At 69.9% G+C, this 22,642-nt stretch carries 14 protein-coding genes, 1 tRNA gene, 1 other RNA gene and 3 pseudogenes; 12 read left to right on the plus strand and 7 right to left on the minus strand.

Annotated features, from left to right (window positions below):
• A pseudogene (locus tag BM290_RS50135) lies at positions 1 to 1,034 on the minus strand (hypothetical protein); the annotation flags it as partial.
• A gap of 238 nt (positions 1,035 to 1,272) precedes the next feature.
• Here BM290_RS50135 and BM290_RS30460 point away from each other — a divergent pair.
• Both BM290_RS30460 and BM290_RS30465 read left to right on the plus strand, forming a co-directional pair.
• Positions 1,273 to 1,614: an STAS domain-containing protein gene (locus BM290_RS30460; RefSeq protein ID WP_093619375.1), complete on the plus strand. Its 342-nt coding sequence runs from the start codon at positions 1,273 to 1,275 to the stop codon at positions 1,612 to 1,614.
• A 109-nt stretch (positions 1,615 to 1,723) separates the two neighbouring features.
• Complete coding sequence (locus tag BM290_RS30465; protein ID WP_093619376.1) at positions 1,724 to 4,210, plus strand: hypothetical protein; 2,487 nt, start codon at positions 1,724 to 1,726, stop codon at positions 4,208 to 4,210.
• 180 nt (positions 4,211 to 4,390) lie between these two features.
• On the opposite strand, the gene BM290_RS30470 is transcribed toward BM290_RS30465, so the two are convergent.
• Positions 4,391 to 4,478 (minus strand) — tRNA-Ser (locus tag BM290_RS30470).
• Positions 4,479 to 4,563: 85 nt separating this feature from the next.
• Here BM290_RS30470 and ffs point away from each other — a divergent pair.
• The 9 genes and pseudogenes from ffs to BM290_RS30520 all read left to right on the plus strand — a co-directional run bounded on the left by ffs (position 4,564) and on the right by BM290_RS30520 (position 15,845).
• Positions 4,564 to 4,659, plus strand: an RNA gene (gene ffs / locus BM290_RS30475) — signal recognition particle sRNA small type.
• A gap of 83 nt (positions 4,660 to 4,742) precedes the next feature.
• Positions 4,743 to 8,648 carry a DNA polymerase III subunit gamma and tau gene (locus BM290_RS48670; protein WP_177319970.1) on the plus strand — a complete coding sequence of 1,302 codons (3,906 nt, stop codon included), beginning with the start codon at positions 4,743 to 4,745 and terminating at the stop codon, positions 8,646 to 8,648.
• Between the two features lie 317 nt (positions 8,649 to 8,965).
• Positions 8,966 to 9,265 (plus strand): YbaB/EbfC family nucleoid-associated protein, encoded by a 300-nt coding sequence (locus tag BM290_RS30490; RefSeq protein WP_218163304.1) that lies wholly within the window; start codon positions 8,966 to 8,968, stop codon positions 9,263 to 9,265.
• Positions 9,266 to 9,269: 4 nt separating this feature from the next.
• Positions 9,270 to 9,863, plus strand: a complete 594-nt coding sequence (gene recR, locus BM290_RS30495) for a recombination mediator RecR (RefSeq protein WP_093619379.1) — start codon at positions 9,270 to 9,272, stop codon at positions 9,861 to 9,863.
• A 156-nt stretch (positions 9,864 to 10,019) separates the two neighbouring features.
• Positions 10,020 to 11,684 (plus strand): ABC transporter substrate-binding protein, encoded by a 1,665-nt coding sequence (locus BM290_RS30500; protein ID WP_093619380.1) that lies wholly within the window; start codon positions 10,020 to 10,022, stop codon positions 11,682 to 11,684.
• Between the two features lie 99 nt (positions 11,685 to 11,783).
• Positions 11,784 to 12,788, plus strand: a complete 1,005-nt coding sequence (locus tag BM290_RS30505; RefSeq protein WP_093619381.1) for an ABC transporter permease — start codon at positions 11,784 to 11,786, stop codon at positions 12,786 to 12,788.
• Positions 12,785 to 13,738, plus strand: coding sequence for an ABC transporter permease (locus BM290_RS30510; protein ID WP_093619382.1), 954 nt, complete (start codon positions 12,785 to 12,787; stop codon positions 13,736 to 13,738). Before BM290_RS30505 ends, BM290_RS30510 begins: the two co-directional genes overlap by 4 nt.
• 7 nt (positions 13,739 to 13,745) lie before the next feature.
• Positions 13,746 to 14,736, plus strand: a pseudogene (locus tag BM290_RS30515) (ABC transporter ATP-binding protein).
• On the plus strand, positions 14,733 to 15,845 hold the full coding sequence (locus tag BM290_RS30520) for an ABC transporter ATP-binding protein (protein ID WP_093619383.1): 1,113 nt from the start codon (positions 14,733 to 14,735) through the stop codon (positions 15,843 to 15,845). Before BM290_RS30515 ends, BM290_RS30520 begins: the two are co-directional and overlap by 4 nt.
• 164 nt (positions 15,846 to 16,009) lie before the next feature.
• Here BM290_RS30520 and BM290_RS30525 read toward each other — a convergent pair whose 3' ends face one another.
• From BM290_RS30525 to BM290_RS30545, 5 genes and pseudogenes are all read right to left on the minus strand, one after another.
• Complete coding sequence (locus BM290_RS30525) at positions 16,010 to 17,560, minus strand: beta-N-acetylhexosaminidase (protein ID WP_093619384.1); 1,551 nt, start codon at positions 17,558 to 17,560, stop codon at positions 16,010 to 16,012.
• Between the two features lie 28 nt (positions 17,561 to 17,588).
• Positions 17,589 to 17,831 (minus strand): annotated as a pseudogene (locus BM290_RS30530) (hypothetical protein); the annotation flags it as partial.
• A gap of 5 nt (positions 17,832 to 17,836) precedes the next feature.
• Positions 17,837 to 18,442, minus strand: a complete 606-nt coding sequence (locus BM290_RS30535) for an HNH endonuclease family protein (RefSeq protein WP_093619386.1) — start codon at positions 18,440 to 18,442, stop codon at positions 17,837 to 17,839.
• Between the two features lie 70 nt (positions 18,443 to 18,512).
• Positions 18,513 to 20,234: a 2-isopropylmalate synthase gene (gene leuA / locus BM290_RS30540; RefSeq protein ID WP_093619387.1), complete on the minus strand. Its 1,722-nt coding sequence runs from the start codon at positions 20,232 to 20,234 to the stop codon at positions 18,513 to 18,515.
• Positions 20,235 to 20,427: 193 nt separating this feature from the next.
• Complete coding sequence (locus BM290_RS30545; protein ID WP_093619388.1) at positions 20,428 to 21,189, minus strand: hypothetical protein; 762 nt, start codon at positions 21,187 to 21,189, stop codon at positions 20,428 to 20,430.
• Between the two features lie 187 nt (positions 21,190 to 21,376).
• Between BM290_RS30545 and BM290_RS30550 the strand changes: the two genes are divergently transcribed.
• A complete protein-coding gene (locus BM290_RS30550) occupies positions 21,377 to 22,642 on the plus strand; it encodes an aspartate kinase (RefSeq protein WP_093619389.1) in 1,266 nt (421 codons plus the stop codon).

Here is a 22,642-nt window from a genome sequence, read left to right on the forward strand (position 1 = left end):
ATGTCGTAGCGGGCCAGGTAGGTCATGACCAGGGTGAGCAGGTCGTAGCGGGTGCCGGAGTACCAGAGTGCGAGGTCGCCGGCGCGGCGGCTGGGGCGTAGGTGCTGGACCCTGGCGAGTAGGACGGTGCCTTCGACGATCGGCAGAGTCTGCTGGTCGTGGAAGCCGCGGCTGGAGCGGGTGAGTTTGGGGTGGACCTGGTGCCAGGCCCGGACGGTGACGGTGCCGTAGATGTCGAGCGGGCCGCTGACACCGGCATCGGCGGGTAGGCCGGGTTCACGCAGGGCGAGGCGGAACCCGTGCCGGCGGGGCCGGCCGCCGAGGGGATGGGCGGCCCGGCGTTCGGGTCTGGTCCACATGGTCTGCGACGTCGCCAGTCTGACCAGGACGTCTGCGGGAATCTTGCGTTCGCGTAGCAGGTGGGTGATCCGGGCCGCGGGGTAGCCGGAGTCCAGCAGGAACAGTGACCGGTCGGCCGGGCGGGCGCCGTCGGCCGCGCAGACCCGGGCGATGTGGTCCACGGTGACCTGCACCAGGTCGTCGCCGGAGGCGACCCGGTCGGACAGGACCGGCACGACCCACGAGTCCGGGGTCAGCGTCAACCGGACGACATGCTGATACCGCCACCCGGTCTTGATCAGCGCCGACCCTCGCGGGCCGCCCGGGGTGTACTGCGGCTGCCGGTCCGGGCTGGTCGGCGCGTTCGGCCGCGGCCAGGCGGTGGTGTCCACGGCATAGACCCGGGGCAGACCGGACCGCGCGGCGATCTCGCACGCCGCCCGTAACGCCCGGCCGGTGTCGATCTCACCATCGCGTAACGCCCGATAGGCCGCGGCGTGCCCGGTGACGGTGCCCAGCGACAGATGCGCCGGGCAACCACACCGGCCCTGATCCACGGCGAGCCCGTCGACCAGCGAGAACAACGTCCGTGACCGCGAGCCGAGGACACCCTCGTACAACTCCCGCCGCCACGCATCCAACAAGATCAGGCCCGGCTCACCATGACCGGCACCGACACCCGTTACGCTGCTCATCGAGGACCCTGTTCATTGATGATCTTTGTGTGAGAACTCAGATCATGGACAGGGTCCTCCCTGTTTCACTAGACCTCGACCACCACAAATCCCCCCGATGGTCAAAACACGAGTCGAACGGGCCGGACCCCACTGGGGTCCGGCCCGTTCGCGTTGACTGACACACGTGCTGTCCGATGTGCGGAGATGGTCGGGATCTAGGCTGAATCTCCATCGCACGGGTAGGAAGCCGATCATCATGCACGCAACAATCACCGACCACCGGGCCGAAGTCGCGGTGCTCCACCTCCGCGGCGAACTCGACGCCGACACCGCGGGTCAGTTGCATGCCACCCTGGCCGGCCTCCTGGAGAGGCCGGTGCCCCGCATCGTGGTCGATATGACCGCCCTCAAGTTCTGCGACTCGATCGGGCTCAGCGCGTTCATCGTCAGCAAGCAGGTGATCTCCTCACGGGGTGGGTGGCTGAGCTTCGCCGGCGCCAACCCGTTCCTGGCCCAGTTGCTGGAGACGGTCGGTCTGGGTCGTTATTTCGCGATCTTTCCTGAGGTGGACGACGCGATAGCGGCCGCGCAGCTCTGAACGACGGGACGGGATCGTCCGTTCCGTAGGACTGCTGTATGCGCTGACCGGCGCGGATGGCAAGATCGCCCGCGTGAATCGATGGCGGGGTGGCCGTACAGCCAAAATCTTGATCGCTGCCGGGATGGCGGCGATCGTCGCCGTGCCGAGCCTCCTGCTGACCCGGACCGCGGACGCCGCGACCGCGGCGCCCGCGAAGATGCCGGTCGACGCCGCGTCCTGCGCCACCCTCGGGCTGACCGGATTCGACACGCCCTCGGCGGGCACTCTCGAAGAGGGCAGCTGCCGGAAGTTCACCGTCACCGCCCCACAGGCCTACCTGGCCCGCGCCGCCGACGCCGAGAATCGGACGCTCGCCAGCGCGGTCTACAACAGCGGTGGCAACCTGGCCTGCGCGGTCATCTGGTGCAATCTCGGGAGCGGTACCTACTACCTGGTCGCCGACCCGGGCGAGCCCGAGCCGCACACCGCGCCGTTCCGCGCCACCGTCGTCGACCTCTTCGGCGCCGGCTGCGAGAGCACGGCGGCTCAGGGGTTCAGCTCCATCCACCAGGGGACCTTCAGCGGCCAGGGGCAGGTCCACTGTCAGACGCTGCCCGTGACGTCCGGCTCGTACCAGGTAACGCTGCCGCCCACCGCGAACCAGCCGCTCGTGCAGCTCGTCCAGCCGACCGACGCCCGTCTGTGCGGCAACAGCCCGGTCACCGGCGAGCACGGCTGCGAGATCGTCATCCCGCAGGAGACCCGGGTGATCGTGGTCTCCCAGGATCCGCGGGACAGCGGCGACTACCGGTTCGCTCTCCAGCGCACCGCCGACGCGACCCAGTGCGCCGACCTGGCGCCCGGCGTGCCCGGCGCTCCCGGCAGCATGACCACCTCGCTCTCCGACACCGACTTCGTGACCTGCTTCGACGTACCCCGCGGGGCCTCCGGCAGCCAGGAGATCCTCACCCTCGACCGGATCGCCGGGGACGGCACGGCGTCGCTGTCCGTCTACAACGGCTCCGGCAAACTGACCTGCCGGGACAGTGCGGCCGCCGCCTACCAGCAGATCGGCTGCACGCTGGGAGCCTCCGGGCACATGGTGGTCGTGCGGTCGGCCGGCGGCTCCGCGACGTACCGGGTCAGCCAGGTCACCGGGATCACCGCGAACTGCGCCGCCCCGGCCTCTCTCGCCTTCGGCGGCGCGGCCACCCCCGGCTCGATCGCCGGATCCGGAGACCTGCGGTGCTACCGGGCGCCGATCAACTCGTGGGTGGACGTCGCCGCCGGCGGCGCCACCCCGGTCGTCCGCTGGTTCGACGACCAGGGCGGGCTGCACCGCTGCGCGACCCTCCCGTGCCTGGTGCGGTCCGGCGAGATCCTCGTGACGGGCGCGGAGCCCACCGAGTACGCGCTGGACACCTGGGCGGTCGGCTACCAGTACGAGACGCCGGCCGACTGCGGGCAGATCACCGACAGCACGGCGTACGGCTTCGGCCCGCTCACCGGCACCTTCACCGCCGAGGACCGCGCACACTGTGTCTCCGTCCAGGTCGGCTACGACGACGACTTCACCGTGACCACGCAGAACGCCGTCCCCTGGGTGATCAACGACGACGGCTCGGTCGTCCGGTGCGCCCAGAGCGGGGCCGCCTGGACCTGCTCGCCGACCCCGCAGCGGGTGGAGAGCCGGCGCACGCTGTTCGCCTTCGTCGCGGAGGCCCCAGGGCCGTACCGGGTCCAGGCCGACTGCGCCAAGCCACTCTGCAACGAGGGCCAGTACTGGATCGCGGACAGCCCCACCACCGACGCGCGATACCACGTGGTCACCGGCAGCACGGCCACCCTCACGATCGCCGGCGCCGGCCTGCACCAGCAGGACACCGTCTGGCTCGGCAAGAACGGCACCAAGCTCGTCCCGATCGTGATCAAGTCGGTGAACGCGAACCGGAACCTCTACACCGCCGACATCGACTTCACCACGATCACCCCCGGCGAGTACGACATCGCCGGCACCTCCTTCGGCGCGCCGGGCCGCACCTCCACGGCCTCCGGCCAGGTCGTCGTGCTCGCCCCGCAACTGGCGGTCACCGCGAAGCCGGCGATCGTCGGGAAGGCCGTCACCGGCGCCAAGCTGACCGTCAACGCCGGCACGTGGAGCCCGGCCGTGGACTGGTACGGCTACCAGTGGTACGCCAACGGCACGGCTGTCCCGGGGGCGATCGGTGGGTCGTACACCGTCCCCGCCTCGATGGTCGGCAAACGCCTCACCGTGACCCTGACCGGCAACCGGGCCGGCCACCGCAGCAACACCGCGACCTCCGCGGCCGTCACCGTCGGATACGGCGCGGCGCCGAAGGCGACCACCCGGCCGAAGATCACCGGGACGGTGAAGGCCCTGAAGACCGTGCGAGCCTCGGTCGGCGTCTGGTCACCCAAGGCAACCTCTTATCGGTACGAGTGGCGCGTCAACGGCAAGCTCGTCGCCGCCACGGCCTCGCTGAAGCTGGCGAAGAGCTGGGCCGGCAAGAAGCTGGTCCTGACCGTGGTCGCGAAACGCACCGGCCACTCCGACGGCCGTGCTGCCAGCGTCACCGTCAAGATCAAGAAGTGAAATAGGCGTGGGCCGGCTCCGATCGGGAGCCGGCCCACGCCCGCACTGTTTTCGAGTCCGACAATAGACCGGCCTCACCGGCCGTCGAACACCGGGGCACAACGGGTGAGTGCGCGGGCGGCGGATGCAGCGAAGGCCGGACCCGCGGGTCCGGCCTTCAACGTCTGCCCTGGTGAGGGCTGGCGGAGGATACGAGATTCGAACTCGTGAGGGTGTTAACCCAACACGCTTTCCAAGCGTGCGCCCTAGGCCTCTAGGCGAATCCTCCGTGCGCCAGAATACAGACTCTTCCGGTGGGCTCGCCCGCGGGGAGGGGGTCTGCGCGCGGGCGGAGGCGGCCAGGTAGGCTCTTGGGTAGCCCCTCGTGCGGCGTCATCCTGTGAACCTCCCCAGGGCCGGAAGGCAGCAAGGATAAGCGGGCTCTGGCGGGTGCACGGGGGGTCCTTTAGTTTCCGGTCACTTCCGGGGCACGTCGTTTGTTCTTGTCAGACCCTCGACGGAGAATGACGCGGTCGTTCAGGAGGTGGCAGGAGTGGCACTCGCCCTCTATCGGAAGTATCGGCCGCGCACCTTCGCCGAGGTCATCGGCCAGGAGCACGTCACCGAGCCGCTGTCGCAGGCGCTGCGCAGCGGGCGTCTCAACCACGCCTATCTCTTCTCCGGTCCACGTGGCTGCGGCAAGACGTCCAGCGCGCGCATCCTGGCCCGCTCGCTCAACTGCGAGCAGGGGCCGACGCCCGACCCGTGCGGCGTCTGCATGTCGTGCAAGTCGCTGGCCAACGACGGCGCCGGCTCGATCGACGTCATCGAGATCGACGCGGCCAGCCACGGTGGTGTCGACGACGCCCGCGAGCTGCGGGAGAAGGCGTTCTTCGCGCCCGCCAACAGCCGCTACAAGATCTATGTGATCGACGAGGCGCACATGGTCTCGTCGGCCGGCTTCAACGCGCTGCTCAAGCTCGTCGAGGAGCCGCCCGACTATGTGAAGTTCATCTTCGCGACCACCGAGCCCGACAAGGTCCTCGGCACGATCCGCTCGCGGACCCACCACTACCCGTTCCGGCTCATCCCGCCCGCCGTCCTGCGGCCCTACCTGCAGCAGCTGACCGACGCCGAGGGCATCACCGTCGAGCCGTCGGTGTTCCCGCTGGTCGTGCGGGCCGGTGGCGGCAGCGCCCGGGACAGCCTATCGATCCTCGACCAGCTGATCGCCGGCTCCGGGCCGGACGGCGTCACCTATGCCCGGGCCGTCGGCCTGCTCGGCGTCACCGACGTCACCCTCATCGACGAGATGTGCGATGCCATCGCCACCGGTGACGGCGCCGCGGCGTACGCGACGATCGACCGCGTCGCCGAAGCCGGCCACGAGCCCCGCCGCTTCGCCTCCGACCTGCTCGAACGCTTCCGCGACCTGATCGTCCTCCAGCAGGTGCCGGACGCGGTCGCCAAGGGTCTGATCGACGGCCCCGCCGACCAGTTGGAGACGATGGCCGGGCAGGCCGCCCAGCTCGGCGCGGCCACCCTGTCCCGCTGCGCGGACATCCTGCACAACGGCCTCGTCGAGATGCGCGGCACCACCGCGCCGCGCCTGCTGCTCGAGCTGGTCACGGCCCGGATGCTGCTGCCGGGAGCGGACGCTTCGGCTTCCGCACTGCTCCAGCGATTGGAGAGGCTGGAGCGCGGAGAGGTACGAAACGGACGCCCGGCCGTGGATGCCGGTGCCGGAGGCGCGCCCTCGGGCGCCGTCGACGATGGCGGTGACGATGCCGGTCCTGGCGCTGTTGCCGGTACGGCTGGCGGCGGTGCCGCTGGTGGTGGTGTCGGTGGTTTCGTCGGCGGTGGGGCCGGCGGTGGGGGTAAGGCGGCCGCGATGGCGGCTGCCGCCGCTGCCCGTGGTGCCGCGGGGCGTCCCGGTGGCGGGGCCGCCCGTCCGGTTTCGCCCGCCGCGCCTGCTCCGGTCTCGCCTGCCGCGCCTGCTCCGGTCTCGCCTGCCGCGCCCGCTCCGGCCGTGGCTGCTGCTCCGGACGCGGCTGCTCCTGCCGCTGCGCCGGTTTCCGCTGCGCCGGTTTCCGCTGCGCCTACGCCGCCCTCCGGTGCTGTGGTGGCGCCCGCGTCAGGCGGCGAGCCCGATTGGAACCAGGTCGCCGACGGCGGCCACCCGGATCCGGTCGACACCGGCTACTACGACGAAGAACCTCCGTGGGATGACGAGGCGCCGACCGCGCCGTCCCGCCCGGCTGATCGTCCGCAGGCGGCGGCCGGGGCCAACGGTCGTTCGGCCCGCGGTGATCAGTCCGACGGTCCTGCCGAGTCGTCCCCGGCCGCGGACCGTTCTCCCCAGTCGGCTCCGCCTGCCGGGCGCTCTGCTGAGGCGTCCCCGGCCGACGGTCCGCCGGTTGATGCCGCTGGGTCTGATCACTCGCTGGCCGGTGCCCCGGCTGGTCAGGCTGTCGCAGCCGGCCAGGCGTCGGTGGGCGGGCGTGATGATCACGAACCGTCAGCGGAAGGCCGGCCCGGAGACGAGCGGGCGGAGCGGGTCCGCGCTGCCTGGCAGACGCTCGGCCGGCAGCAGCCGAAGGTCCGGGCCATGCAGGAGTACGGCATCGGCATCCGGGACGTCGACGGCGACACCGTCGTGTTCGCCGCGCCGACCCAGGCGCTGGTCGACCGATTCCTGAACTGGCGCGAGGCGATCGCGACGGAGTTCCGGAAGTCGCCGGGCGGGGATTGGCGGATCCGCTGCGAGGTCGGCGAGGCCACTCCGGCTCGGGGAGCCTCGCGCCCCGGTGACGGCCGTGACCAGGCTGCCGGGCGTCGCTCGTCCGGTGGTCCCGGACGGCAGGCTCCTCCGGCGGGCGCTGCGGCGTCGGCGCCGGAGCGGAACTCGGGCCGCACCGAGTCGCGCCCGTCACGGCCTCAGCGGCCCCCGACGGCGGACGCTGAGGAGGACGGACCGGCGGCGGCTCGTCCTGCCGCATCCGTGGACACCGCCCGTTCGGTGCCGGCCCCGTCCATCGAGAGCGCGCCTCGCGGCGCTGATTCCCGACGGCCGGAGCCGGTCCGGGCCGGTGGCGGTTCTCCCGTCGGAGAAGAGGGCGGCTGGCCTGAGGCAGCGCGGCCGGGTAGTGCCGGGGATGCCCGGGTCGTCGCTGACGGCCAAAGGCGGCCTGAGGCGGCGCGGCCTGGCAATGCGGAGGACGCGTCGTCAGCCGACGCGGCGGTGCCGCCCGGCGGCGACAACAGAGGTTCCGCGAGTGCTGACTCGGACTGGCCTGCAACGGCGCGGCCAGGTAATGCCGGGAACACCGGTGCGTCGGCTGACGACTCGGGATGGCCTGAGCCTGCACGGCCTGGTGGGGCTTCCGTGTCTGCCGATGCGGACACCGGATGGCCTGAACCGGCTCGGCCCGGCGGGGCTTCCGTGTCTGCCGATGCGGACACCGGATGGCCCGAACCGGCTCGGCCAGGGTCAGCGGTGGCCGGTGCCTTCACCGGGACACCGAGGGACGCCGGGACACCGAGGGACACCGGAACGCCGAGGGACACCGGAACGCCGAGGGACACCGGAACGCCGAGGGACACCGGAACGCCGAGGGACACCGGGACGCCGAGGGACACCGGGACGCCGAGGGACACCGGGACACAGACGGACGCCGGAACGCCGAGAGATGGTTCGGCGGAGGCTTGGCCTGAGCCGGTTCGGCCGGGTGCGGCGGCTTCGGCCACGGCACAGGCGGGAGCCACTGCGGCACCGGTTTCCGGTGGTGGTTCGGCGTTCGGCGGGGCCGGGGTCTCGGCTGGTTCCCTGAACGCCGGTCCACAGGGCGCGACTGCACCGGCGGTGTCGGCGCGGAACGCTGCCGCTCCGCCGGCGGCTGCGAGCGCTGCGGCATCGCCCGCGGCTGCGAGCACTGCGGCTGCGAGCGCTGCTGCCCCGGCTGCGGCCCGGAGTGCGGCGGCCCCGGCTGCGGCACGGAGCGCGGCGGCCCCGGCTGCGGCCCGGAGCGCGGCGGCCCCGGCTGCGGCCCGGAGTGCGGCGGCCCCGGCGGCGCCGGCACGGTCGGCTGCGATGGAGGCGGCGCGGGCGGCTGCGCGTACCGGAGTCGAGGGGGCGAGCGGCGCGGCGGCTGCGCGGGCCGCATTGGCCAACGCTCGCAATGCCTCGGCCCCGCCCCCGGGTGGTCGTGCGGCGCCGAGCCGTCCGGTAGCGGGAACCGGTGGTGGGGCGGCGCGCACGTGGTCGGACGCCCCGCCGGTCGAGGAGGCGCCCTATGACCCGGAATACGACGGTCCCGCTACCGCCTACGAGGGTTTCGACCCGGGGGACGAACCGCTCGACGATGTGATCGACGAGAAGACCGCGCGGCAGAGCAGCGAGGAACAGGCGATCCAGCTGCTCCGGGAGGCCTTCGGAGCGGAGAAGATCGCCGAGCTCTGACCGGCGCCTCCTTGCCCAAGCCAGGCAGGGGAGGTCGATCCGGGCTGGGAGGTCGATCCGGGCTGGGAGGTCGATCTGGGTCGGCGGGTCGATCTGGGCTGGCGATCGATCCGACGCTCCACGGCGGCCGGTTGTGGGGTGGGCGCCGGGGAAGCAGGCGCGCGCCGCGCCCGGGGGTTGTCGTGGCGTCTCGGCGGGCATGGAGGGGACGGCGGCTACGCTGGCGGCGGTAACTTCGACCGCCGCGCCGTATCGACGGTGGACGACGAAGCGATTAGATGAGGAGCGGTGCCATGCGGCCCGGTGCACAGCCGAACATGCAGCAGCTCATGAAGCAGGCGCAGAAGATGCAGCAGCAGGTCGCTCAGGCGCAGGCCGAGCTGGCCGAGGCCGAGCTGACCGCGAGTGCCGGCAACGGCCTGGTGACTGTCGTGATCACCGGGCTGGGTGAGTTCAAGTCGGTCAAGATCGACCCGAAGGTGGTCGACGCGGACGACGTGGAGACGCTGGAGGACCTGGTGCTCGCGGCGATCCACAGCGCGGCCGAGGCGCAGCGGGAGCTGGCCGAGACGAAGATGGGTCCGGCGACCGGCGGCTTCTCCCTGCCGGGGTTCTGATCCCGTGTATGAAGGCGCCATCCAGGATTTGATCGATGAGCTGGGCCGGCTGCCGGGCGTGGGCCCGAAGTCGGCGCAGCGCATCGCTTTTCATGTCCTCTCCGCGGATCCGGCCGATGTGAACCGGCTGGCCACCGCGCTGCGCAAGGTCAAGGACCTGGTGCGATTCTGTACGACCTGCTTCAACGTTGCCGAGTCGGAGCAGTGCCGGGTCTGCCGCGATCCACGCCGCACCAACGAGGTGTTGTGTGTGGTGGAGGAGCCGAAGGATGTCGTGGCGATCGAGCGCACCGGCGAGTTCCGGGGGCGCTATCACGTGCTCGGCGGGGCGATCAACCCGCTGGAGGGCATCGGGCCGGACAACCTGAAGATCCGGGAGCTGCTGTTCCGGGTCGGTACCGGTGAGGTCAAGGAGCTGATCCTGGCGACCGACCCGAACACCGAGGGTGAGGCCACGGCCACCTACCTGGCGCTGCTGATCAAGCCGATGGGGCTCACGGTGACCCGGCTGGCCAGTGGTCTGCCGGTCGGCGGTGACTTGGAGTATGCCGACGAGATCACTCTGGGTCGTGCTTTCGAGGGCCGTCGCGCTGTCTGAGCGCTCTGTGCCGGGGTGGTTGCGTTACGAAGCAGCCCTGTAACAACACGATTGGATACCAACGACTGCCCGGAAACTTACCGGGCCGTTAATGTCCGTCGCATCGGTGGCACACTCCACCGCGTTGACCACCCCACAAGGCAGAGGTGAAGCACGATGCGTCCATCGAGGCGGAGGGCCGCTATCGCGGTTGCCGCAGTCGCTGTTCTGGCAGCTTCCGGCTGCGCCGAGAGTGAGCGTGACAGTTCGGGTGGCGGCGGCGCCGTCAAGGACACGCTTGTCTTCGGTGTGGCCGGTGACCCGAAGGTGCTCGACCCGAGCCTCGCCAGCGACGGTGAGTCGCTGCGCGTCGCCCGGCAGATCTTCGAGACGCTGGTGCGCCCGGAGGAGGGCGGCACCAAGGCCTCGCCCGGTCTGGCGGAGAGCTGGACCCCGGATGCGGCCGGTACGACCTGGACGTTCAAGCTCCGGTCCGGCGTGAAGTTCCACGACGGCACCGACTTCAACGCCGAGGCCGTCTGCGCCAACTTCGACCGCTGGTACAACTCGACCGGTCTGATGCAGAGCCCGGACGTCACGCCGTACTGGCAGGACGTGATGGGTGGCTTCGCGAAGAACGAGAGCGCCGAGCTGCCGCCGAGCCTCTTCAAGTCGTGCACCGCGAAGGACGCCACGACGGTCGACCTGGCGTTCACCCGGGTTTCCAGCAAGGTGCCGTCGGCGCTGATGCTGCCGTCGTTCGCGATCCACAGCCCGGCCGCCCTCAAGCAGTACGAGGCGTCGAACATCACCGGCACCGCCGACGACATCAAGTACCCGTCGTACGCGATGGAGCACCCGACCGGCACCGGCCCGTTCAAGTTCAAGAGCTGGGACAAGCCGAACAAGTCGCTGACCATCGAGCGCAACGACGCCTACTGGGGCGACAAGGCGAAGCTGAAGACCGTCGTCTTCCGCACCATCTCCGACGAGAACGCCCGTAAGCAGGCGCTGCGCTCCGGCGACATCCAGGGTTACGACCTGGTCGGCCCGGCGGACGTCGAGCCGCTGAAGAGCGAGGGCTTCAACGTCCTCACCCGCCCGGCGTTCAACATCCTGTACATGGCGATCAACCAGAAGGGCAACCCGGCGCTGGCCAAGCCCGAGGTTCGCCAGGCGATCAACTACGCCATCAACCGTCAGGCCCTGGTCGACTCGAAGCTGCCCCCGGGCGCGAAGGCCGCCACCCAGTTCATGCCGGACACGGTCGAGGGCTGGAACGCCGACGTCAAGAAGTACGACTACAACGTCGAGGAAGCCAAGAAGCTGCTGGCCGCGGCCGGCGCCAGCAACCTGAAGCTGAAGTTCCACTACCCGACCGAGGTCACCCGGCCGTACATGCCGAGCCCGAAGGACATCTACGAGCTGCTCGCCGCCGACCTGAAGGCGGTCGGTATCGAGGTCGAGGGCATTCCGCTGAAGTGGAGCCCGGACTACCTCAACGCCACCACCTCGGGCAGCAACCACGACCTGCACCTGCTGGGCTGGACCGGCGACTACGGTGACGCCTACAACTTCATCGGCACCATGTTCGACCGGCAGAAGGACGAGTGGGGCTTCAACAACCCGACTCTCTTCGCCCAGTTCAAGGACGCCGACACCACCGCCGACCAGGCGGCTCGGGTGGAGAAGTACAAGGCTCTGAACGCCGCGATCGCGGAGTTCGCCCCGGGTGTGCCGATCTCGCACTCGCCGCCGGCGATCGTTTTCGGCAAGGGCCTCACCGGCATCACGCCGAGCCCGCTGACCGACGAGCGCTTCGTGGGAGCCACCTTCTCGTAAGTTGTCGCCGTAATCCGGCATCACCTATTGCTCTACCGGCGGGCGGGCGTCATACCCTGACGCTCGCCCGCTGTCGACCTCCCACCTTACGAGGCGGCCTTGATTCGGTTCATCGTGCGACGACTGCTACAGCTGATTCCGACGCTGTTCGGTCTGTCGATTCTTCTGTTCATCTGGTTGCGCCGCCTGCCCGGCGGCCCCGAGACCGCGATCCTCGGTGAACGCGGCACCCCGGAGCTGCGTGCGCAGATCCGGAAGAACCTGGGCCTGGACGAGCCGCTGCTCATTCAGTACGGCCGGTTCATGAAGCGCATGCTCCAGCTCGACCTGGGCACCTCGATCTCGACGAAGCGCGAGGTCATGACGGAGTTCCTGGAGCGTTTCCCGGGCACCGTCGAGCTCACCATCACCGCGATGATCATCGCGATCGGTGTGGGCATCCCGCTGGGTTATCTGGCCGCCCGTCGCCGTGGGAGCTTCCTGGACAGCGCCTCGGTCGGCGGCTCGCTGATCGGCATCTGTGTCCCGGTCTTCTTCCTGGCGTACGTGCTGAAGGCGATCTTCTCGGAGAACCTGCACCTGTTCCCGTCGAGTGGACGGCAGGATCCGACGCTGGGGGCCACCCGCATCACGAACTTCTTCGTCCTGGACGGGCTGATGACCCGGGAGTGGGATGCCGCGCTCGACGCGCTCTGGCATCTCGTGCTGCCCGGCATCGCGCTCGCCAGCATCCCGCTGGCGATCATCGTCCGGATCACCCGGGCGAGCGTGCTCGAGGTGCTGAGCGAGGACTACGTGCGGACCGCACAGTCGAAGGGCCTGACCGAGCGTACGATCCGGGGCCGGCACATCCTGCGCAACGCGATGCTGCCGATCGTCACGGTGATCGGCCTGCTCACCGGTGGTCTGCTCTCCGGGGCGGTGCTGACCGAGACGGTGTTCGCGTTCAGCGGCATCGGAGCATTCCTGTACGAAGCCATCGCGAACCGTGACTATCCGGTGCTGATGGGCTTCATCATGATCATTGCGGTCTTCTACGTCCTGGTTAACCTGCTGGTCGACGTGTCGTACAGCCTGATCGACCCGAGGGTGAGGGTCCGATGAGCACCAAGACCGACAAGATCGACGCGCTGGGCGAGCTGTCCGCCGTCAAGCAGGACGAGCACGGCGTCAGCCTGTGGACCGAAGCGTTCCGGCGGGTTCGCCGCAATCCGAGCGCCTTGGTCGGCATGGCCATCCTGGTGCTCTTCGTCCTGGTCGCGATCATCGGGCCGTTGCTGGCGCCCTACTCGCCGACCGACACGATGGGCATCCGCGAGGGTGTGATCCGGCCCGGATCGATCCCGGGGCCGTCGGCCGAGCACTGGCTCGGCTACGACCATCAGGGCCGTGACCAATTCAGCCGGCTGCTGGTCGGCGCACGCCAGACGCTGCTGGTCGGCATCGTCTCCACGCTGATCGGCCTCACCGTCGGTGCGCTGATCGGCGGCGTCGCCGGCGCCGCGGCCGGTCTGGGCGGCCGGGTCGGCCGGGCCGTCGACTCGGTGCTGATGCGTATCGTCGACATGCTCCTGGCCCTGCCCAGCCTGCTGCTGGCGGTCAGCATCGCGGCCCTGCTCGGCGCGAGCCTGACCACCGTGATGATCGCGGTCGGCGTGGTCTCGGTGCCGGTGTTCGCCCGGTTGCTGCGGGGCGCCATGGTTGCCCAGTCCGGTGGCGACTACGTGCTCGCAGCCACCTCGCTGGGTGTGAAGCGGAGCCGGATCGCGCTCACGCACATCCTGCCGAACTCGCTGGCCCCGGTCATCGTGCAGGCCACGCTGACGCTGGCCACCGCAATCATCGAGGCGGCCGCCCTGTCGTTCCTCGGCCTGGGCAACCCCGACACGTCGACCCCGGAGTGGGGTCTGATGCTCGCCGACGCGCAGCCGTACCTGGATGGACGGCCCGGTCTGGCGATCTTCCCGGCGGTGGGCATCATCATCACCGCGCTCGGCTTCACCCTGCTCGGTGAGGCGCTGCGCGAGGCCCTCGACCCGAAACTGCGGAAGTGAGGCCGCGATGCCACTGCTCGATGTAAAGGACCTGTCCGTCACCTTCGCGCGGCGCGGTCAGCGCACCGTACGGGCGGTCGACGGGGTGTCGTTCTCGGTCGAGGCCGGTGAGGTCGTCGGCCTGGTCGGCGAGTCCGGCTGCGGCAAGAGCGTCACCTCGCTGGCCCTGATGGGGCTGCTGCCGAAGCAGCGGGGCGTGACCGTCGGCGGATCCGCGATGTTCGGCGACACCGACCTGCTCAAGACCGACGAGCGGACGATGCGCGACATCCGTGGCCGGGACGTCGCGATGATCTTCCAGGACCCGCTGTCCTCGCTGAACCCGGTCGTCCCGATCGGCGTTCAGGTGACCGAGGTGCTCGCCCGGCACCGCGGCCTCACCGGCGCGAAGGCCACCGCGGAGGCCGCCGACCTGCTCAACCGGGTCGGCATCCCGGACCCGACCCGGCGCCTCAAGGAGTACCCGCACCAGCTCTCCGGTGGCATGCGGCAGCGGGCGCTGATCGCCATGGCGGTCGCCTGCGCGCCGAAGCTGCTGATCGCCGACGAGCCGACCACCGCGCTCGACGTGACGATCCAGGCGCAGATCCTGGAGCTGCTGCGCGATCTGGTCCGTGACTCCGGCACCGCGCTCGTCATGATCACGCACGATCTCGGTGTGGTGGCCGGCATGTGCGACACGGTCAACGTGCTCTACGCCGGCCGGGTCGTCGAGTCGGCCCGGCGCAAGCCGCTCTTCGCCGAGCCGCGGCACCCGTACACCACGGGTCTGCTGGGTTCGGTGCCGCGCCTCGACTCGGGCAAGGGCGCGGCTGCACGCGATCCGCGGTTCGGTGCGGGACGTCCTGCCGTGGCCGGACGGGTGCGCGTTCGCCCCGCGCTGCGACCGCCGTGTCGACGCCTGTGTCGGTGAGCCGCCGGCGCTGGTCGAGGGCATGCACCGGCACGCGTACCGCTGTGTCAACCCCGAACCGCGGACCGTGGAGGTGCCGTCGTGACCGAAACCCTGGTCGAGGTCGACGACCTCAAGGTGCATTTCCCGATCAAGCGCGGTGTCTTCCTGGACCGGGTGGTCGGGCACGTCAAGGCGGTCGACGGTGTCGACCTACGGATCAACAAGGGCGAGACGTACGGGCTGGTCGGCGAGTCCGGCTGCGGCAAGTCGACCCTGGGCCGTGCGTTGCTGCAGCTCACACCGCCGACCGGGGGCCGGGTGAACTTCGACGGCACCGAGTTGACCACGCTGCCGCCCAAGCAGCTGCGGTCGATGCGCCGGCGCATGCAGATGATCTTCCAGGACCCGATGTCGAGTCTGGACCCGCGGCAGAACGTCGAGTCGATCCTGACCGAGGGCCTGCAGGCGCACGGCCTGGGCGGCAGCCGGGCCGAGCGACGGAAGATCATCTCGAAGTCGCTGGACGCGGTCGGCCTGCCGCAGTGGGCGCTGTCCCGCTACCCGCACGAGTTCTCCGGCGGCCAGCGGCAGCGCATCGGCATCGCCCGGGCCGTGGTGCTCAACCCGGACCTGATCGTCGCCGACGAGCCGGTGTCGGCGCTGGACGTCTCCATCCAGGCGCAGGTGATCAACCTGCTGGAGGAGCTGCAGGAGGAGCTCGGCCTCACCTACCTGGTGATCGCCCACGACCTGGCGGTGGTCCGGCACATCTCGGACACGGTCGGCGTCATGTACCTGGGCGCGCTGGTCGAGGAGGCGCCGAGCGACGACCTCTACCGGCAGCCGCTGCACCCGTACACGCGGGCGCTGATGTCGGCGGTCCCGGTGCCCGACCCCGAGGTCGAGGACCGGCGCGAACGCATCCTGCTCGCCGGCGACCTGCCCTCCCCGGCGAACCCGCCGTCCGGCTGCCGCTTCCACACCCGCTGCCCGTGGGCGCAGCCGACCAAGTGCCGCGACGAGCGTCCCGGTCTGCGCATCATCGGCACCGGCACGCACAAGGTGGCCTGCCACTGGGCCGAGCAGATCGAGTCCGGCGAGATCCGGCCGCACGCGGTGAAGGCCGAGGTCGTCGCGGACGGCGCCGGAGCGAAGGAGGCTCACGGCGCGCTCCACAACGCCATCGAGTCGCCTGGCGGTCCGGTGATCTAGGGGTACGAACGACAGGCCGCTCCCGATCGGGGGCGGCCTTCGTCGTCTCCACCGCATTCAGCCCGGCGGCCGCGTCTCGGCCCGGTGGTGCCGCCGCGTCGCGGGGTGGCCGGGGGAGCAGTGGTTGCCGGGGCCGTGCACGGCGTACTGAGAAGGGGTCTTGATCAGGACCAGCGGATCTCGGGAGATCGGTGGAAACGGACACCGTCGCGGACCCAGCGAGGGCCGTAGGCCCCCAGACGGGTGCGGAACGAGGCCCAGTCGTGAGTGACGCGGGGTGACCAGCCGAGTTCGGCGATCGCGACCAGGCGCGGGAAGGCCAGGAACTCGATGTCGTCCTCGGTGCGCAGCGTCTCCGACCACAGGGGCGCCTCGACGCCGAGGATGCTCGTCGCGGGGATGCCGGGGAGCAGCGTCGCCGGGTCCCAGCCGTAGGCGGTGCTCACCTCGATCGCTCCGGCCCAGTCGAGGCCACCCGGGGTGAGCAGGTCATACTCCATGTCCAGGTAGGTGTGATCGGCCGGAGACATGATCACTTTCGCCCCGGCGGCGACCGCGGTGGCGACCGCCGGATGGTTGCGCTCCCGGCCCCAGAACTGCAGCACCGATGTCGCCGACGCCGGTGACTGGCCGATCTCGTGCCAGCCGTAGGGGATCTTGCCGTACTTCTCGACGAGCGGCAGGACACGCCGCTGGAACGCCAGGTAGCTGCCGTGCGGAGTGGCGAACGTCTCGTCGCCGCCGATGTGCAGGTACGGGCCGGGTGTCATCTCGGCGAGCTCCCGGATGACGTCCTCGACGAACCGGTAGGTGATCTCGTCGCGCACGCAGAGGGTGCTGTAGCCGACCCGCATGTCGGTCCGCTGTCGCGGCGCCACTCCGTCGCAGGTCAGCTCGGGGTAGGCGATCTGTGCCGCGTTCACGTGGCCGGGCATGTCGATCTCCGGCACGATCGTGATGTTCCGGTCGGCGGCGTAACGGACCAGGCCCCGGTAGTCGTCCTTGGTCAGGAAGCCTCCGCCGTCACCACCCACCCCGGTCCCGGGCGCGCCGCCGATCTCGGTCAGCCGTGGCCACGCGTCGATCCGGATCCGCCAGCCCTGGTCGTCGCTCAGGTGCAGGTGCAGGTGATTGATCTTGAAACGGCTGATCCGGTCGATGTGGGTACGGATCTCGTCCGGCGTGTGGAAGTGCCGGGCCAGGTCGAGCATCGTGCCGCGGTAGGCGTACCGCGGCCGGTCGTCGATCGTCCCGCCCGGGATGATCCACTTCCTCCGCTGCGGGGTGTCCGCCTCGATCGCCGGCGGCAACAGCTGACGCAGCGTCTGCACCCCGTTGAACAGCCCGGCCCGTCCGGTCGCCAGCAACTCGACACCGTCCCGCCGGATCGTCAGACGGTACCCCTCGTCCCCGTGCCCGGGTTCCAGCCGCAGCGTGATCGCGTTCGCGGCCGGCATGGCGCCGATCGGAAGGGCGAAACCGGTCGCCGGCCGGAGCGCCGCGGCGAGCTGCCCGGCCACCTCACCCGACCCGACGATCACCGTGCCCGCGGTGATCCGGAAGTCGTTGCCCGGATCCGGCTGCGCCTCGGCCACCGCCGGGAGAACGCTGGTCAGAGCGATCGGCGACGGTGCCGGGGAGGACGCGGCCGAGGCGGTCGCGGTGACCAGCGGCAGGGCCGCGACCAGAGCCGCGGCCAGACGGGAGAGACGCACCCGCCCGAACGTAGTCGCCGGGGGCCAGTCAGCCTTCCGGCCGGTGGAGGAGGCCGACGGCGATCGCGTGCACGGCGTCCAGATCGGCGGGGTCGGTCAGTTTCGCCCGGCCGCCGGTCACCCCATACCACTCCTCGGCGTCCTTGTACTGCACGGACAGCACCGCCTCGCCCGCCTCGGACAGCTCGGTGCGCAGAGTGAGGTCGCCGGTGACGACGCCGGCCTCGTCGGTCATCACGCCGCCCGGTCCCGGCACGATATCGGTGGTCTTGCTCATCAGCAGGTCCCCAGCATGTCGGTGAGAGCTTCCTTCTCCTTCTGCGTGACCGTCAGTTTCCAGTAGCTCTTCACCTCAATCCAATCCTTGGCATAGGTGCACCAGGCGTCCCGCGCCGGTGGCTTCCAGGTGGACGGGTCCTGGTCGCCCTTCGACCGGTTCGACGCGGCGGAGACGGCGAACAGCTGCGGCCGGTCCAGGTCGTTGGCGAAGTCGCCGCGCTTGTCGTTCGTCCACTTGTCGGCCCCCGACCGCCACGCGGCGGCGAGCGGCACCATGTGGTCGATGTCGACCTGGGTGGGCGAGTCGATCTTCTTGCCGTCATACCAGCTGTCCCAGCTGCCGGCGACGACGTTGCAGCCGGAGAACTTGACCTTGTCCCCGTCACGTTTGAGCACGGTGTCGCGGACGTCACAGTTGTCGCCGGCGCTGCGCCAGTGCGGGAACTTCTCCCGGCTGTAGCCCTTCATCGAACCGGACGCGGCCACGGTCAGGGTGTCCAGGGCGGTCTCGCCGCCGCCCCCGCCGGCGCTGGGCGGATTGACGGGACCACCGGGATCACCGGCGGAGGTCACCTCACAGCCGGAGGCGACGACGAGAGTCATGAGAAGCGCGAGAACTGAGCTACGTGGGGCCACGTAACCCAGTCTCGTACCGGATCTTGCAGTCCGCCAATCAGCGGGCGCGGTTGATCGCGCTCGTCACCGCTTTGATGGACGCGCTCACGATGTTCGCGTCGATGCCGACACCCCACACGGTGACGTCGCCGACCTCGACCTCCACGTACGCGGCGGCCTGCGCGTCACCACCGGAGGTCAGCGCGTGCTCGTTGTAGTCCAGCACTCGGGCGGTGATCCCCAGCGGGGCGATGGCCTGCACGAACGCGTCGATCGGGCCGTTGCCGACACCGACCAGCGGCCGCCGCACCCCGCGGTGGAACACCTGCGCGTCGATCTCCACCTTGCCGTCGACCGTGGCCGTGCTGTAGCTCTCCAGCTTGAACGCGGTGACCGCCTGACGCTCGATCAGGTACTCGTCGGCGAAGTAGTCCCACATCTGCTGCGGGGAGACCTCGCCGCCGTCGGAGTCGGTGTGCTGCTGCACCACGCCGGAGAACTCGATCTGCAGCCGCCGCGGCAGATCCAGCTTGTGCTCCTCCTTCATGATGTACGCCACGCCGCCCTTGCCAGACTGCGAGTTGACCCGGATGACGGCCTCGTAGGTGCGGCCCACGTCCTTCGGGTCGATCGGCAGGTACGGCACGCCCCAGGTGAACGCGTCGATGTCGGTGCCCGCGGCGTCGGCGTCGGCCTGCAGCGCCACGAAACCCTTCTTGATCGCATCCTGGTGCGAGCCGGAGAACGCCGTGTAGACCAGGTCGCCCGCGTACGGGTGGCGCTCGTGCACCGGCAGCTGGTTGCAGTACTCCACGGTGCGCTTGATCTCGTCGATGTTCGAGAAGTCCACCTGCGGGTCGATGCCCTGGGAGAACAGGTTCAACCCCAGCGTCACCAGGTCGACATTGCCGGTGCGCTCGCCGTTGCCGAACAGGCAGCCCTCGATCCGGTCGGCGCCGGCCAGCAGGCCCAGCTCGGCGGCCGCGACCGCGCTGCCCCGGTCGTTGTGCGGATGCAGGCTCAGGATCACGCTCTCCCGCCGGGGCAGGTTGCGGTGCATCCACTCGATCGAGTCGGCGTACACGTTCGGCGTGGCCATCTCGACCGTCGCCGGCAGGTTGATGATCAGCGGCCGGTCCGGCGTCGGGTCGATCACGTCGATCACGGCCGAGCAGATCTCCAGCGCATACTCCAGCTCGGTGCCGGTGTACGACTCGGGCGAGTACTCGTAGAAGATCTCGGTGTCCGGCGTGTGGATTTCCGCATACTTCTGGCAGAGCCGGGCCCCGGTCGTCGCGATGTCGGTGATGCCGTCCTTGTCCAGGCCGAACACCACACGCCGCTGCAGCGTCGAGGTCGAGTTGTAGAAGTGCACGATGGCGCGCTTGGCGCCACGGATCGACTCGAACGTACGGTCGATCAGGTGCTCCCGGCACTGCACCAGCACCTGGATGGTGACGTCGTCCGGGATCAGGTCCTGCTCGATCAGCTGCCGTACGAAATCGAAGTCGGTCTGGCTGGCCGCCGGGAAGCCGACCTCGATCTCCTTGTAACCCATCTTCACCAGCAGCATGAACATCCGCCGCTTGCGCTCCGGGGACATCGGATCGATCAGGGCCTGGTTGCCGTCACGCAGGTCGACCGCACACCAGCGCGGCGCCTTCTCGGTCACCCGGGAGGGCCACTGCCGGTCGGGCAGGCTCACCGAGAACTGTTTCTGGTACGACTCGTAGCGCTGGAACGGCATGGCGCTGGGACGCTGAGTATCGAAAACGGACATGTGGGACTGCTCCAGTCAGTAAAAAAGACGAGCAGGCGGCGCGCGTCACCTCCGCGACGAGGTGCCGGCCTGGAATGGGGCCTCGTCGCGGCAGCGAAGGAGAAGGGTCACCTGCCACATGTCGCCAGCCACGTTACGTCATCGAAATCGCATCGGCTAACCGAACGCCCGGATCGTGGGAAGCCGGGACCGGTCAGGACGGCGCGACCAGGCTCGGCGCCGGATCCGGTGCGGTCAGCCCCATCGGCTCGCCGGCCACCTCCGGGCCGGGCAGCTGCAGCGTCTTCGGCCCGGCCACCTGCCGGACCAGCTTCAGCAGGCCGAAGTCGACCCGTGCGCCGGTCAGCAGGCCGTCCGCCGAATAGCAGTAGATGCCGACGTCGACCGGCTGATCAGTGGTGGCCATCACCGAGTCGACAGCGAAACACGAGCCCTTCACCCCGGCGAGCGGCTGCACCGCGGAGACCGCCAGCGGGGCCTTGCGGTCGGTGAAGACCGGCAACCACTGCCGGAACAGGCGCTGGACGCGGGGGTCGTACCGCCGGGGAAGCTTGTCGCCGCGCTCGGCGACCCGCACGCATGTCGGACTGACCGGCGCCGCCGGTGTGGAGAGAGTGCACTGATAGAGGCCGGCCGGCACCCGGATGACGGTCACGCCCGCGGTGCCGCCGAGCGCCCCGCCCGGAATGTCCACCCGCCAGGTGCCGTCCTCGGCGACCGCGGCCACGATCTCCCGGCTCGAGCCGCCGGACTCCAGCGTGTACAGCGCCGCATAGCGCCGGTCCAGGGCGAGCGCGGCCAGGCCGGCGAACTCGTTGCGGGACTCGGGCGCCGGGGCGGCGGACGCCGCGACGGAGGACGATCCGGGGGCGGGCTCCGGCTCGGCATCGCTGACACCGCAGCCGGCCAGTCCGGCTGTCAGCAGCGCGACGGGCAACACGGCGGAAGGGCGCATCGGAGCATTCTCGCCCGACACGGCGCGCCGCCGGCGACACGGCAGCCTGTGAGTCACCGGCGTGTCGCGCGTGGCGCCACCCGGAATCTGGGATCGCCTGTCGAGGGCGTGCCGTCGCGCGGCTAGTGTGGTGGCGACTGCCCTGACCGGCGTCGTTGTTCCGTATCGCCGAAGGAATGGTTTCGCCGTGGCTCTAGTGGTGCAGAAGTACGGTGGTTCGTCGGTAGCGAACGCTGAGCGCATCAAGCGGGTGGCCGAGCGCATCGTCGCCGCCCGCAAGGCCGGCGACGACGTCGTGGTCGTCGTCTCGGCGATGGGCGACACCACGGATGAGCTGCTCGACCTGGCCAACCAGGTGAGCCCGCTGCCACCCGGCCGCGAGCTGGACATGCTGCTCACCGCCGGAGAGCGGATCTCGATGGCGCTGCTCGCCATGGCGATCCACAACCTGGGGTACGAGGCGCGGTCCTACACCGGGTCGCAGGCCGGCGTGCTCACCACCTCGGTGCACGGCAAGGCCCGGATCATCGACGTCACCCCCGGCCGCCTGCGGACCGCGCTGGACGAGGGCGCCATCGCCATCGTCGCAGGCTTCCAGGGCGTGTCGCAGGACACCAAGGACATCACGACCCTCGGCCGCGGCGGCTCGGACACCACGGCCGTCGCCCTGGCCGCGGCCCTGCACGCGGACGTGTGCGAGATCTACACCGATGTGGACGGCGTCTTCACCGCGGACCCGCGGATCGTGCCGGACGCCAAGCACATCAAGAAGATCACCTACGAGGAGATGCTCGACCTCGCCGCCGGCGGGGCGAAGGTGCTGATGTTGCGATGCGTGGAGTATGCACGGCGGTTCAACGTGCCGATCCACGTACGCTCGTCGTACTCGAACAAAGAAGGCACGCTAGTCACCGGCTCGATGGAGGACCCTGACGTGGAAAACGCACTGATCACCGGGGTCGCGCACGAGCGCAGCGATGCCAAGATCACGATCGTCGGCGTGCCCGACGAGCCCGGCGCCGCGGGCCGCATCTTCGAGACGGTCGCCAAGGCCGAGATCAACATCGACATGATCGTGCAGAACGTGTCGACCGAGGGCACCGGGCGGACCGACATCTCGTTCACCCTGCCGAAGGCCGACGGCCAGACCGCGATGAACGCGCTCGACAAGATCAAGGGCGACGTCAAGTTCAAGAGCCTGCTCTTCGACGACCACATCGGCAAGGTCTCGCTGGTCGGCGCGGGCATGCGCTCGCACCCGGGTGTCGCCGCCGAGTTCTTCGCCACGATCGGCGCTGCCGGCGTCAACATCGAGATGATCTCCACCTCGGAGATCCGGGTGTCGGTCGTCTGCCGTGACACCGACCTCGACACCGCGGTGCGTGCCGTGCACGCCGCGTTCGAGCTCGGCAGCAACGAGGAAGCCGTCGTCTACGGCGGCACAGGCCGGTAA

The organism is Actinoplanes philippinensis (genome assembly GCF_900113015.1).
In the GTDB taxonomy this organism is placed as follows: Bacteria; Actinomycetota; Actinomycetes; order Mycobacteriales; family Micromonosporaceae; genus Actinoplanes; species Actinoplanes philippinensis.

Coding starts and splice junctions, on each gene's coding strand:
- BM290_RS30545 (WP_093619388.1), bottom strand. CDS start 21,189: ATGCGCCCTTCCGCCGTGTTGCCCGTCGCGCTGCTGACAGCCGGACTG.
- BM290_RS30510 (WP_093619382.1), top strand. CDS start 12,785: ATGAGCACCAAGACCGACAAGATCGACGCGCTGGGCGAGCTGTCCGCC.
- leuA (WP_093619387.1), bottom strand. CDS start 20,234: ATGTCCGTTTTCGATACTCAGCGTCCCAGCGCCATGCCGTTCCAGCGC.
- BM290_RS30500 (WP_093619380.1), top strand. CDS start 10,020: ATGCGTCCATCGAGGCGGAGGGCCGCTATCGCGGTTGCCGCAGTCGCT.
- BM290_RS30460 (WP_093619375.1), top strand. CDS start 1,273: ATGCACGCAACAATCACCGACCACCGGGCCGAAGTCGCGGTGCTCCAC.
- BM290_RS30535 (WP_093619386.1), bottom strand. CDS start 18,442: ATGACTCTCGTCGTCGCCTCCGGCTGTGAGGTGACCTCCGCCGGTGAT.
- BM290_RS30490 (WP_218163304.1), top strand. CDS start 8,966: ATGCAGCAGCTCATGAAGCAGGCGCAGAAGATGCAGCAGCAGGTCGCT.